Source organism: Methanosarcina barkeri str. Wiesmoor (assembly GCF_000969985.1).
GTDB classification, from domain to species: Archaea; Halobacteriota; Methanosarcinia; order Methanosarcinales; family Methanosarcinaceae; genus Methanosarcina; species Methanosarcina barkeri_B.
The window spans coordinates 3,548,188-3,563,962 of record NZ_CP009526.1 but is presented as its reverse complement, the minus strand read 5'-3'; the positions used below and the strand labels follow the sequence as shown (position 1 = coordinate 3,563,962).

At 45.8% G+C, this 15,775-nt stretch carries 3 protein-coding genes; all 3 read left to right on the top strand.

Annotation, left to right across the window (positions count from 1 at the left end; all coding sequences use genetic code 11):
- Positions 1-105 precede the first annotated feature (105 nt).
- The 3 genes from MSBRW_RS14715 to MSBRW_RS14705 all read left to right on the top strand — a co-directional run bounded on the left by MSBRW_RS14715 (position 106) and on the right by MSBRW_RS14705 (position 15,296).
- Positions 106-1,944 (top strand): outer membrane protein assembly factor BamB family protein, encoded by a 1,839-nt coding sequence (locus MSBRW_RS14715; RefSeq protein ID WP_011306972.1) that lies wholly within the window; start codon positions 106-108, stop codon positions 1,942-1,944.
- Between the two features lie 281 nt (positions 1,945-2,225).
- Entirely contained in the window at positions 2,226-8,087 is a 5,862-nt protein-coding gene (locus MSBRW_RS14710; RefSeq protein ID WP_230669779.1) for a PKD domain-containing protein, read from the top strand.
- Between the two features lie 1,560 nt (positions 8,088-9,647).
- Positions 9,648-15,296: a leucine-rich repeat protein gene (locus MSBRW_RS14705; RefSeq protein ID WP_011306975.1), complete on the top strand. Its 5,649-nt coding sequence runs from the start codon at positions 9,648-9,650 to the stop codon at positions 15,294-15,296.
- Positions 15,297-15,775: the final 479 nt, after the last annotated feature.

Sequence of the window (15,775 nt, the reverse complement as noted above, 5' to 3'; positions counted from 1 at the left end):
AAAACAACTTCCTGTCCGGTCAAACCGCTTTTCAAATCTTCGGGAGTCCAGACATTTCCGCGCAGGTAGACTGAACCCCTATGACAAAATAGGAGAGACGAAAATATGAACAAACATACACTGAAAATATTTTTTATTTTTATGACATTGCTCCTGGTGGTGGCTTCTCAGCCGGCACTGGGTTCCGACTGGGCACAGTTCCAGAAAGACAAAGTAAACAGTGGAATTACAGGAGACAGTGCTCCAATAGCCACCCCTAACTCGACTATGTCCTGGCAACATGATATCTGCGGTGGATGGGTAGGAATTGACGCGAGTCCAATTGTGTACGGAGACTACGTATATGCGGTTGCGTCGGACGGTAATCTTGCCAAATACTATAAAGACGGGACTTCGGTCGGAGGCTGGTCGGTTGACATCGGAAATCCAGGTTTTCAGAATGCTGCACCGGCTGCAGGTAACGGGCATATCTTTGTGGTGAATACCGGATATGGTAGTGATCCTGACCCTGACCTTATTGCTGTCGATGCATCTACTGGATCTATTTCTGATAGCGGGTCTGTAATTGCCTCAACCTCCATCCAGTTTTCTACGCCGATTACCTATGCAGAAGATAGTAACGGAAACAAGCACATTCTCTTCGGTTCGGTAAACATGAGTTCTGTAGATCCTGTGAATCTGAGCGACGGAGGAAAGTACTACTGTTACAACGTAACTGACCCCACTAACATGGTAAAGGAATGGGAAAGGGACTGTTCATCCGCAAAAGGATACTACTGGGCAGGTGCGGCAATCATCGGGGACTATGCAGTCTATGGTGACGATGCCGGCCACCTTGTTTCGGTAAACTATACGAACTTCACAAACTACGAAGTAGAGACTGTTCAGGAAATCGACGCCTCAACGGTCTTTGGCTTTAACGTAAACGAGATCCGCTCCTCAATCTGTTACAGTGAAGAGACCGGCAGGATCTATTTCACCTCCCTGGCAGGATACTGCTATTCACTGGGCTTTAATGCGAACACGGGCCAGTTCGATGCGTCTAACAAATGGAGCGAATCCATCGGATACAGTACCTCCACTCCTGCATACTACAACGGCAGGGTTTACGTGGGTAACAACAACGGCTTCTCTACGGGTAAACTCTGGTGCCTGAACGCATCCGATGGAACTGAAATCTGGAACAATTCCGTAGGTCCGGTACAGAGCTCTCCCGCAATATCGACCTTCTATGGCCCTGGCAATGAGTACATCTACGTCACCACGAACTCCGGGAGCGGCGGTATCTACTGCGTGAACAGCAGTGGGGTTACAGTCTGGAGTGAAACCTCCCCGGGCACTAATCGCTACTGTCTGGCCGGAGCCGTAATTTCAGGCGGCTGGGTCTTCTATGGTAACGACGGTGGATACCTCTGCGGCTGTGCCAACTATACTCGCTACGACTTTAACAGAAGTACGGACATGTGGGCTTACAAGTACCAGATAGATGATACACCTACTACTGCTACGGACCCGACGATAGAGTTCTCTTCTGGTGAAAAAGATGCCATTAAGGCAGATGATAATAACTACGCATCTAGTGAAACAACTGATGAGGGCTATTATTCTGCGCATCGGTTTGTATTCAAGATTGATGACAATGAGAAGCCGTGGATTACTTCTATCAATGTAACATGGAAAGGCTATGCGTATAGTACTGATTATGTCTACGGTGCCAAGTTGTACATATGGAACAATGCATTATCAACATATGAAGAACTGAATGAAGGCGCAAATGTACAGTATGAATTTTCGTTGAATGGAGGAGTAATATCGAACATCGGAAATTACATTGACAATTCGAACAACGTAACTGTGCTAGTTGTTCAGAATGGTGAAGATGATGGATTCGTCACGCATTCAAACATTCAGACAGATTATGTTAAACTGGTGGCAACACCATAACATAATCTTTTTTCTTTTTTGAGAGTCGGCCACTGACCGTATATCTGTAGAAAGTATCTTTGTATTTTCTTTACTCTTTTTACGGATGGGATCAGGGCTCGTCACAGAATAACCTCTGCATGTTTTCTATTGTAAATTTGATTTTCAGGATTCAAAGTCGTTAATAAGAGTCCCAATGTACGATCAGTTGGCATAGATAATTTCGTAGCAGGTTCTAAAAGTAAGGCGGTAATATGAAAACAATATATTATATTTTTATAATTGTAATATTAAGTTCAATAATGGTAGTGTCACCAGCATCGGCAAAGACCTGGAATGTAGACACATCTCAGGAAATCTTAGATGCTCTGGACAATTGTGCAGACGGAGATACTATCTTTGTCATGAATGGAGTATATGAGATCGGCGATAATAAAATTATTAAAGTGCCGAATCTAACATTCAAGGGTGAGAGCAGAGATGGAGTGATTATTAAGTCCAATAGCCAGATATTAGGTGTAGGAGGAAGTAACGGGGCAGCACCAAATTGTGTAATAGAGAATTTCACAGGAATGCTAAAAACTGCTGGGCAAAAACCTAACGGAATCACAATCTACCAAAGTCCGGGTTGTATCATTCAAAATGTGGCAATTAATGTTCCAATGAGTCCAATAAGTATTAACGCTAATGACTGCATAGTTAGAAATTGTGTATTTGATGATTGCTCTGATTCTGGTATTAGCATTGGTGGAAAAAACAATACTTTTAAAAATAATATTGTTTCAAATATTACATCAGCTTTTTCTCTATATATCCCAAATACAGCAACTGAAAATATTATTGAAAACAATATTTTCAACAACTGCAATCCAGTTTATCTAAGAGGGGAAAATTCCACAGTTGCAAACAACACCTTCCTGAACGATATAGGAGCAGCAATTGCACTTTATTCAACAACTGCAAAGAATAATACTATAGTAAGAAACAATATAGTTTCAAATGGAATTGCTATAAACGTTGTGAAAAATGCGGGTGATGGCAATAAAATATACCTGAACAATTTCGCGAACACTTCTGGTATGTCCGGTACACCTCCAGCTATAACCTATTGGAATTCCACTGAACCCATGGAATACACTTACAACGGTACAACCCACACCGGATACCTGGGCAACTACTGGGGCACTGCCTACTCAGGGTCTGACAGTGACGGAAACGGAATCGGTGACATGTCTTATACTGTGCCTTCCAGTTTCGGCACTGACTACGATCCGCTAATATCTTCAAATGAAAACTACGGGAGTTCAGAAACGCACGAAACGCCTTCAGCTCCAGTTGCAGGCTTTTCAGCAACACCGACTTCTGGCAATGCTCCTCTCACGGTTAATTTTACTGACCAGTCCACAAATACACCTACATCCTGGCTATGGGACTTTGGAGACAATTCGACTGATACCGAGCAGAACCCCTCACATGTATATGCATCAGCCGGAAACTATACCGTCAACCTTACGGTTGCAAATGCAGATGGAAGCGATTCTGAAGTAAAGACAGAGTGCATCGTCGTAAGCGAACCACTTTCCGGAGCTCCAGTTGCCAATTTCACAGCGAATGTGACAAGCGGTACAGCACCACTGACAGTCCAGTTCACGGACCTATCCTCAGGCGATGGAATAACTTCCTGGGCCTGGGACTTTGATTCAGACGGAACCGTGGACTCAAACGAGACAAACCCGAGCCATATCTATAACAGCACAGGAACTTACACCGTCAGCCTGACGGTCACAGGTGACGGGGGTTCCGACACCGAAACAAAAACCAACTATATTACGGTAAGCGAAACGGTTACTGAATCCGGATGGTCTCAGTTCCAGAAAGACAGCTCTCATACCGGATACACATTCAATTCTGTCCCAACCCAGGACCCGGAACTCCTCTGGCAGAATCTGACTTCTTCGGAGCAGGAACCCTGCGGGAGCGGAGGCATAAATGTCCCGCCAGTGATTTCCGGAAATACGGTTTTCGTAACTGCCGGAAACGCTTCTGTCTGGGCATTTAACAAAGAGACCGGAGACCTTATCTGGTCAAAGGAACTTGGCGGAGACCTGACACAAACCTCGACCCCCGCCATCGGGAACGGAACACTGTTTGTCCCTACCATGGAAGGAAATCTCTACGCTTTTGACCAGGAAAACGGAAACGAGCTCTGGAAAGCACACGTAACCGACGGCAACCTGGAGTGTCCAATCACATATTCTGACCACAAACTCTACATCGGAGACGGGCTTGAAGGAGGAACCGGAACCAAATACTACTACTGCTACGACGACAGCGGAAACCTTGTCTGGAAGCATGAAAACAATAACATGTCAGGTTTTCTCTGGAGCGGGGCAGTAGTTGTCGGAAATTACCTGGTCTACCCGGTCTTCGAAGGTAAAATGGTCTGCCTCGAAAAAGATACAGGTACCTTCGTAGATGAGGTTGACTTCAGCAAGAGTTCCGACATCTCTTTTGCACTTTCCGACCCTGGAATGTTCCGAAGCTCCGTAACCTACGCTGAAGGTGCCCTGTACACCTCTTCGGAAAGAGGACAGGAAACAGGTTACTGCTTCAAAGTAGGGTTTAACCCTGATACAGGGCAGTTCCTTGATAGTGGATGGGCAACCTCAATTGGCTTTTCGACATCTACCCCTGTTGTGTATGATGGAAGAGTTTATGTGGGACATGGAGAACACGGCGAGACCGGGTCAATGTTCTGCCTGAACGATTCCGATGGAACTGTAATCTGGGAAACTCCGATTAGCGGAGGAGTAAAGTCTTCACCTGTTCTTTCGGTAGAGAATGGCGATCCGTACATCTATTTCACAGAAGCCATAGTTGACGGCTCGATTTACTGCCTGAACCCTGACGGGACCCTTGCATGGCACTACAACCCACCGGAGGATTCTGCATACACCCTGCAGGGTGCAGCTCTTTCCGACGGAAAGGTCTACTACGGAACAGATAATGGATACCTGTACTGCATCGGACAGGGCGAGGCTCTTCCTCCAGAAGCAAACTTCAGTTCGGACAAACAGACAGGTTCTTTTCCTCTGACTGTTTCATTCAAAGACAGATCCTTTAACGCCAACAAATTCCTCTGGGACTTTGGGGACGGAAACACTTCAACTGAAGTAAACCCGGTCCATACCTATACTGCAGAAGGTACTTACACAGTGACCCTTACCGTCCAGAACGAACACGGGACGGATAAAAAAGTTGCCGAAGACTACATTTACGCAGTCAAAGTTCCGACTACCTGGCCGATTAAAAGAGGGGAGTCTATCCAGGCAGCTATTAATTCAGCCGATTCCGGAGACATCATCAAGGTATATCCCGGGGAGTATCACGAAGTCCTGACCATCGACAAGAATCTGACTCTAAAAGGCATCAAGGACCCTGTCCTGAACGCTTCGGGTTTCATAGACTCTTCAGGCGTAACCATAAGTGCTGACGGCGTTGAGTTCAGCGGCTTTGAAATTACAGGGACCGAAGAGATGTGCTTTGCAATTAACGTCAATGCAAAGAACGTACTGATAGAAGACAACCTTATAGATGACTGCGCCGAAGGGGTATGGTTACAGGGAACTGAAAACACTCTCCGGCAGAATAATATTTCCAACTGCTGGGACTTTGCAGCTGTTCTTGATAGCACAGGAGACAACCGGATCTATAAGAACACCTTCATCAACAACAATGGAAAGAAAATGGGAGGTTCAAACGACCATATATCCGGAGGGTCAGACTCATTCTTCCAGAGCTCCGAACCAGTAGAATATGTCTGGAATGGAACAAAACTGACAGGGTATATAGGTAATTACTACGATGACTACGCAGGAAGCGACTCAAATGGGGACGGTATAGGGGATACGGCTTACACTGCTGATGCAGGAACTGATAAGTACCCTCTGGTCCTTCCCTACTCAAATTATGTTGAAGAGCAGAAAAACGAGTCCATTCCTGAGAATTCCTGGTACCAGTTCCATGGAAAGGTTGACCACCTTGGCTACTCAGAAAGCGGGCCCAAGACCAATCAGACCGAGTGGATAAGTGAGGACATTGATGCAATCAGCAGTTCCTCCCCTGTTGCGGCCGGAGGAAAAGTCTTTGTGATATGCGGGACCGCAGGAATGGAAGAGAGCACGGAGGATATTCCCCAGTTAGTAGCCTTGGACGAATTTAGTGGAGATATTCTGTGGAACGTCAGCATTCCGAAAGCCGTATACGGTTCGTGGGCTTCCCCTGCTTATGATGACGGCATGGTCTTTACGGCCACTGGCCCCGAACTTGGCTGTTACGACGCAGAAACCGGAGAAAAAATCTGGTGTTTCAATGATACTGTGGGAAGTCAGGGTGCGGTTAATAGTGGACCTGCTATTGCGGATGGTATGGTAATCTTTAGCGATTGGGATGGAAGCCATTATTACTGTCTTGACGAATACACCGGATACTTGCTCTGGAGTTTTGAAGTCGTCGGAGATGCTCAGTCCGTCCCTGCATACGCGGACGGAAAGTTCTACCTGACAAGCTGGGGATATGGGACTTCTTATGCAGGCCATGCTTACTGCGTGGACGCAGTAACAGGAGATCAGGTATGGCACATTAATAATATAGAACAGAATTTCTGTGGATCCCCTGCTTATAAAGACGGGGTCCTCTACCTGACAACCTACAACTTCTACGGAGACGGAGACCTTCTTGCCCTGGACGCTGTTGACGGGAGCATAATCTGGCAGCAAAATATCGAAAGGACAGACTCAACTCCTGCATTTGCCTACGGAAATGTCTATGTTTGTGGAGGCTGCTCTGGTTTTTCCAATGTGCAGACCTACTGCTTCAACGCAAGTACGGGAGAAAAAGTCTGGGAAACCCCTTCCCTGACAGGAGAGAACGGGGGAATAGGAGGCTGGACATGTTCTGTTGCGGTAGCTGACGGGCTTGTCTACGTCGGAACCGAAGGCAACGGATACTTCGGTTACAATGACCTCTATGCTCTGGACGCCTTTACGGGAGAAGTAGCCTGGCACACTCCACATGCAGGATCTACCCCAGCACTTTCGGACGGTATGCTTTTCAGTATCGGAGCGGATCAGAAAGTCTATGCCTTCAAGGACTCTCTCTCTTCGCCTGTTGCTGACTTCTCTGCAGACATAACATCAGGTAATGCGCCATTGACAGTCAATTTCACCGACCAGTCCACAGGCACCGTTTCGTCCTATTCGTGGGACTTTAATAACGACGGAACTGTGGACTCAACTGAGCAGAACCCTTCGCATACCTATAATGCAACCGGTACCTACACTGTCAACCTTACGGTTACAAATGCAAAAGGGAGTGATTCAGAGGTGAAGACTGGGTACATTAATGTTGGTAGCCAATCTTCAGCAAAGCCGGTAGCTGCATTTACTGCGTCGCCTACTTCAGGAAAAACGCCATTAAAGGTTAAATTTACTGACACAAGCACTGGCTCTCCAACTTCCTGGTTCTGGAAATTTGGAGACGGGTCAAAGTCATTCCTACAGAATCCTGTTCACAAGTATTCAAAGGCAGGAATATATACTGTTAACTTGACAGTAAAGAATGCTAAAGGCAAGAACACGGTAACAAAAACAGAATATATAAAAGTGATTACAAAACCTGTGGCAAACTTTTCTGCGAGTCCAACCTCAGGAAAAGCACCATTAAAGGTTACTTTTACTGACACAAGCACAGGAATCCCTGCTAAATGGAGATGGGACTTTGGAGACGGAGCAAAGTCATTCCTTCAGAATCCGGTTCACAAATATTCAAAAGCAGGAACATATACTGTTAACTTGACAGTAAAGAATGCTAAAGGCAAAAACACGGTAACAAAAACAGAATATATAAAAGTGATTACAAAACCGGTTGCAAACTTCAACAGCAGTGTTACATCAGGAAAAGCACCATTAAAGGTTAAATTTACTGACACAAGTACAGGAATACCTGCTAAATGGAGCTGGGACTTTGGAGATGGATCAGATTCATTCCACCAGAATCCGATTCACAAGTATTCAAAGGCAGGAACATATACGGTTAACTTAACAGTAAAGAATGCAGCAGGACGTAACACGGTAACAAAAACAGAATATATAAAAATTACATAAAATTGTAACAAAACCGGTTGCTTAAAGGAAAAAAGAAATGTACGGGAAAAGGAATGAAAGAACGAAGGGAAATAGAGAAAAACTTTCTCATATCCAGCTGATTATGCAGGATCTGGGAATAAAAAGGGATGATAACCTTCTGGGAGGAGGCAGCCGAATAAAGCTGTTTTCCTCCTTTCTTTTTTGAATGAAAGTTCTGATTTTTTATCGGAGAAAAGGCAACCATAACGAGAACAGTTCAATATTGTGTACATAAGAATATTGTGTGTCCAAGAACTTATGAAGGAAAACTAAAAGCAGTGTCATCAAGCATTAACAATTTGTACCCACATAGATTTTTTATCCAATTTGTTTTCTTTTTACACGATATTAAAGTATTTTTTATGTATGTGATAATTCCAATATTTTGCTCTGTTGCTGTCCCTGCTGATATAACATATCCAAGATCGACGAAAAACTCCTGAAAAGTCGAACTGAAACAGAAATTTATTTGAGTCAACAACAGCAGAAACCGGAGCATGCTCAATAACAGGGAAACGGATAGACGGTGAAAATAAATCAGGAATAGAATCTGAAAAATTTCCTTCATTCCTTCAGGGTCTTGAAGGAACGTGTTATCCATAAGGATAAGAATAATTAGCCAAAGATTTTTATTTGTAGAAGCTACAAATATTAATCTGTTTAATTGTATCTAATTAGCTAAATAAAATATTTCTGAAAAGCTTGGAACATTTAGACAAAGTCATTCCATATTAAGAATTGTATCCAGCTAAGATACGAAAATTCCTAAATAATTCGGTTGGTCTGACGCTTCAAAAAGGTCCGAAATCTGATTCGATAGCCTCACCATACAAAAAATAAGGCCCGATTCTTTCGCCCAGAACAACCGCCAACCCCATAAAAACATAGGAGGATCTCAAAAAAGAAACTAAAAGCACTTATTTCCTATACACGGCTCTTGCCTGAAATTTGTTTTAAACGAACTGAAAGTTAGGTATGCCCTTCACCAAAGATCTTGACAAGTATTGAAGCATTTTTGCTTAAAGGGCGAATTTTAATTCGAGCTGTGTTTTTCATATTCGGCATTTTTCCGGATTTTGAAATGCTATCATTATCTGTTAGGTCACCGAAACTTTCTACCACTAATTTGACAAATTTTATTAATTAATACAGTTTTTATTACAAAAAACACATTGCATTGGCACATTACCTTTTGGTAATATGAAATATATCAAAAATCTATAAACATAATTTATAAATTTAAATTGTATAAAGAAAACCGAAGCTTGAAGCCCATTTATACATTATAATATATATGCTTCTGTCAAATTAAGGTTCTACAGCTAAGTAGTTCAAAACCGGCTGATCCCGGAATCCTCAAAATCCGCGAGAATAAAAAACAGAATAACAAAATTCAGTAGCTTCCTGCTTTCTTCAAAGGTCCGAAAATCCTTGAACCAAAAAAATTTCCTGCCCGAGCAAACCGATTACCAAATCTTCGGGGGTCCGGAAATTTCCGCGCAGGTAGACTGAATCCCCTATGAAAAAAGAGGAATAGAAATGCAAAAAAAAAGGTTTTTTGTTCTGACAACAGTCATGCTTTTACTTTCCATAGCAATGCTGGCCATGCCAGCTGTTGCTACCGGTGAAGCAACAATAACAAGAACGATTACTCCCTCAGAAGTATCTGACGGAAATACCTACAATGTAACCCTTACAGTTTCCTTCAATACTGACGAGGATTCCATCGTAATACATGAAGCCCTTCCTGCAGACTGGAATCTTACTGAAGTTGACAGTGGACGTTACATCTGGAACACTTCCGAGGAAGATTATACATTCCTGGATTTTTACGGCACAGTCAACCTCACCGGAGTCACTGACACCATAACTTACAGTGTCACAGTGCCCGACGAAACGGTATCCGGTACCTATGACTACGGACCAAGCTATGTTGCCGGTGAATCTGCCAGTGAGGAGGAATTTGCATGGACGGTAAATACCACAGGCGATGACACTGTGACCGTCAACGGGACCATCCTCAATATTTATTCTACCGCACTGGAGAACACCAATCCCGGAGCCCCCGATCCGGGGATACCAGGTTTCGTAGGTCCGAACGGTGACGGCAAGACCGACTGCGGCAATGTGAATCCTATATTTATAACCTGGGCCAGCACGGTCGTGGACTACTCTCCAGCTAACCAGAGCATCGGGCCACCGTTTTCCGATCCGAGCAAGGCCCTCGGTCCGGTGACCGGCGATAACTTTGACATTGTCAGCCTGGGAGATCTAGATCAAGATCAGATAAATGCAGGCGAACTACCTGGATCCGTAACCCTCGGGTTCGACTTGCCCATCGCTAACGGCGAAGGACCGGACCTGGCGGTTTTTGAGAACGGTTTCATCGTCTCAGGCACGGAGAGCATATTCGCCGAGCTAGCTTATGTGGAGGTATCCACTGACGGCATCGTCTTTGCGCGCTTCCCCTCGATATCCCTGACTTCCGGACAAGTAGGCGGATATGGGAGTATAGACCCCACCGATGTATACAACCTGGTAGGGAAGCATGTCAATGCTTATGGTGATTCCTGGGGCACACCCTTTGACCTGAGCAACCTTGCGCAGGCACCCGAAGTGCTGAATGGGAGCGTAGACCTTAACTCCATCAACTATGTCCGAATAGTGGATATTCCGGGCAGCGGGGACTTCAAGGACTCCCAGGGCAACCCCATCTATGATGGCTGGGTGACCTGGGGTTCAGGCGGATTAGACCTGGAGGCGGTTGGCGTCATCAACATTGGTGTGGTTAGTGCACCAGTGGCTAACTTCACTGCCGATGTGACCTCCGGAACCGCACCGCTTACGGTACAGTTCCATGATGAGAGCACTGGTGTAATACTTGACTATGCCTGGGATTTCGATAACGATGGGATTGTGGACTCAACTGAGCAGAACCCCTCGTTCACCTACGAGGCCCCCGGCACATACACTGTCTCATTGACGGTATCCAACACCGGTGGATCGAACACCGAAACCAAGGCCGATTACATTGTCCCCGTCCTGCCGGACTCACCGGTAGCCGATTTCTCCGTTGATGTGACCAGCGGCTCCGCTCCGCTGACCGTGCAGTTCACTGACCTTACCACCAACAGACCAGTCAGCTGGGCCTGGGACTTCGAGTCCGATGGCATAATCGACTCGTACGAGCAGAATCCCCCCTGGACATATAATGCCGCTGGTAACTATACAGTGACTATGACCGCCTCTAACCTGGCGGCTTCGGATACTGTCACCAGGGTCAATCTGATCTCAGTGGAATATTTGCCACCTATGGCTGATTTCTCAGCTGACCCAGTGACTACTTTAATAGGAAGCAGCGTGCAGTTCACTGACCTGTCTACGAACTCGCCGTCCTCCTGGCAGTGGGACTTCAACAATGACGGTACAATTGACAGTACGATGCAGAATCCGAGCTACACATATACGACCGCGGGAACATACACCGTCAATCTGACGGTGAGCAACCCTGCAGGAAGCGGTGACGAAGTCAAGAGCGACTACATCATCGTGAAAGAGCAGGCCTCTCCTGCCAGTGATTTTACCTACACCAGTGACGGCAGCTCTATCACCATCACTAAATACATAGGGTCAGATGGTATTGTCATCATACCCGCGGAGATCGAGGGACTGCCTGTCACTACTATCGGCACCAGCGCATTCCAGGGTTGCTCCGCTCTGACAACAGTGACCATCCCGAACAGCGTCACAAACATAGGCGATTATGCATTCATGAGCTGCTCCGCTCTGACAGCTATGACCATCCCGAACAGCGTTATCAGTATTGGCAAGTATGCGTTCTCTAGTTGCTCTGCTCTGACCACATTGGCCATTGGCAGCGGTGTCACAGCAATTAGCGACGGGGCGTTCTATAACTGTCCTTCGGTGACCACAGTGAAAATCGGTAGCGGTGTCACTAATATCGGTGCCAGCGCGTTCCAAGGTTGCTCCGCTCTGACAACAGTGACCATCCCGGACGGTGTCATCAACATCGGCACCAGCGCGTTCCGAAGCTGCTCTGCTCTGACAACTGTAGCCATCCCGGACAGCGTCACCAGCATCGGTAGCTCTGCGTTCTGCGGCTGCTCTGGACTGACAATAGTTACCATCGGAGGCGGGGTTACGAGCATCGGCGGGGTTACGAGCAGCAGCAGTTTTGCGTTCTCTGATTGCTCTGCTCTGACCGCGATCGATGTCGATGCCGACAACAGTGTGTACACTAGCATCGATGGAGTCTTGTACAACAAAGACGTCACAACTTTGATACGATGTCCGTCAGGAAAGACCGGTTCTGTAGCCATCCCGAACAGCGTCACAACCATCAGCAGCTATGTGTTCCCAGACTGCTCCGGACTAACAACAGTGACCATCGGAAGTGGGGTTACGAGCATAGACAATTCTGTGTTCTCTGATTGCTCTGCTCTGACCGCGATCGATGTCGATAACGACAACAGTATGTACGCTAGCATCGACGGGGTCTTGTACAACAAGGACATCACAACGTTGATACAATGTCCATCAGGAAAGACCGGTTCGGTAACCATCCCGGACAGCGTCACAACAATCGGCGACAGCGCTTTCTACGGCTGCACTGCCCTGACCTCTGTGACCATCCCGGACAGCGTCACAACAATCGGCACCAGCGCATTCCAGGGCTGCATCTCCATTACCTCGGTGAACATAGGAAACAATGTCACCAGCATCGGCAATTCTGCGTTCTGCGACTGCATCGCCCTTACCTCTGTGACCATAGGAAATAATGTCATCAGCATCGGCAGCTATGCGTTCCAGGGCTGCGCTGCCCTGACCTCTGTGACCATCCCGGACAGCGTCACCAAAATTGGCAGCAGTGCGTTCCAGGGCTGCATCTCCATTACCTCAGTGAACATCGGTAGCGGTGTCACCAGCATAGGTAATTCTGCGTTCCGCCAATGCTCTGCCCTGACAACTGTAACCATCCCGGACAGCGTCACAACCATCCTCGACTATGCGTTCCAGGACTGCTCCAGACTGACAACTGTGACCATCGGCAGCGGGGTTACGAACATAGACAGTTCTGCGTTCTCTGGTTGCTCTGCTCTGACCGCGATCGATGTCGATAACGACAACAGTATATACGCTAGCATCGATGGAGTCTTGTACAACAAGGACATCACAACGTTGATACAATGTCCATCAGGAAAGACCGGTTCGGTAACCATCCCGGACAGCGTCACAACAATCGGCGACAGTGCGTTCCGCGACTGCTCCGGACTGACAATTGTGCCTATAGGAAATAATGTTACCAGCATCGGCAGCAGTGCGTTTTATGGCTGCACCTATCTTACCTCTGTGCCTATAGGAAATAATGTTACCAGCATCGGCAGCAGTGCGTTTTATGGCTGCACCTCCCTGACATCGGTTACCATAGGAAACAATGTCACCAGCATTAGTAGCAGTGCGTTCCGCCAATGCTCTGCACTGACAACTGTAACCATCCCGGACAGCGTCACAACAATCGGCGACATTGCATTCAGCGACTGCTCTGGACTGACAACTGTAACTATAGGAAATAATGTCACCAGCATCGGCAGCAGTGCGTTCTATGGCTGCACTGCCCTGACCTTGATAGCCATCCCGGACAGCGTCACCAGCATTGGTGGTAGCGCGTTCCGCGACTGCACCAATCTTACCTCTGTGACCATAGGAAACAATGTCACCAGCATCGGCAGCAGTGCGTTCCGCAGCTGTACCGCCCTGACATCCATGACGTTCATGGGCAACGCTCCGACGATGGGCAGCAGATGGGCATCTGGGTGCACCAACTTAGTGGCGTACTACTACGAAAGCGCTACCGGCTTCACCACACCGACGTGGAACGGCGTCGCCTGTTACCCGCTGACAGAGGCACCGGTGGCGGACTTTGAGGCCGACGTGACATCGGGAATCGGACCTATGATTGTGAATTTCACCGACCTGTCCACCAGATCGCCGGATACATGGGAATGGGACTTTAATAACGACGGAACTATAGACTCAACTGAGCAGAACCCCTCGTATACATATACTTCAGCCGGTACTTACACTGTCAACCTTACGGTTGCAAATGCAAACGGGACCGATTCCGAGGTAAAGACCGATTATATCACAGTATCCGAACCATCTACGCCTGCAGAACCGGTTGCTGCATTCATAGCTGATGTAACGAGCGGTACTGTGCCTCTCATTGTCAACTTTACGGATCAGTCGACTGGTTCACCTACTTCCTGGCTCTGGGACTTCGGAGATGGTACTAACGTTACCGAGCAGAACCCTGCTCATACTTACACTGCAGCCGGTACCTACACTGTCAACCTTACGGTTTCCAACGAGGATGGAAGCGATTCGGAGGTAAAAACTGGGTACATTAATGTTGGTAGCCAATCTTCAGCAAAGCCAGTAGCTGCATTTACAGCCTCGCCTACTTCCGGAAAAACACCATTAAAGGTTAAATTTACTGATACAAGTACTGGCTCTCCAACTTCCTGGTTCTGGAACTTTGGAGATGGATCAAAGTCATACTTCCAGAATCCGATTCATAAGTATTCAAAAGCAGGGGAATATACTGTTAACTTGACAGTAAAGAATGCTAAAGGCAAGAACACGGTAACAAAAACAGAATATATAAAAGTGATAACAAAACCGGTTGCAAACTTTTCTGCAACTCCAACCTCAGGAAAAATGCCATTAAAGGTTAAATTTACTGACACAAGCACAGGAATACCTGCTAAATGGAGATGGGATTTTGGAGATGGATCAAAGTCATTCCTTCAGAATCCGGTTCATAAATATTCAAAGGCAGGAACATATACTGTTAACTTGACGGTAAAGAATGCTAAAGGCAAGAACACGGTAACAAAAACAGAATATATAAAAGTAATAACAAAACCGGTTGCAAACTTTTCTGCGAATCCAACATCAGGAAAAGCACCATTAAAGGTTACTTTTACTGACACAAGCACAGGAATACCTGCTAAATGGAGGTGGGATTTTGGAGACGGATCAAAGTCATTCCACCAGAATCCGATTCACAAGTATTCCAAGGCAGGAACATATACTGTTAACTTGACAGTAAAGAATGTTAAAGGCAAGAACACGGTAACAAAAACAGAATATATAAAAATTACATAAAATTGTAACAAAAACAGTTGCTTAAAGGAAAAAAGGAATGTATGGGAAAAGGAATGAAAGAACGAAGGGAAATAGAGAAAAACTTTCTCATATCCAGCTGATTATGTAGGATCTGGGAATAGAAAAGGACAATAACCTTCTGGGCGGAGGCAGCCGAATAAAGCTGTTTTCCTCCTTTCTTTTTTGAATGAAAGTTCTGATTTTTTATCGGAGAAAAGGCAACCATAACGAGAACAGTTCAATATTATGTACATAAGAATATAGGGTCCTTCCAAATCAGTACCAAAACTAAGGGCATACAATGCTTATTTTAAATGATAGGTATGCATTTAGAGTTTCCCCAATTAAGGTACACTTTAAAAATCAATTTTTTAAATAAATAATCTATAATACTCTTTTAAATCAATAAAAAAGTGAGATAAATACTTTATTCTTTTACAATTTATGTTTATTTATAAATAAGGCATATGATGTCATTT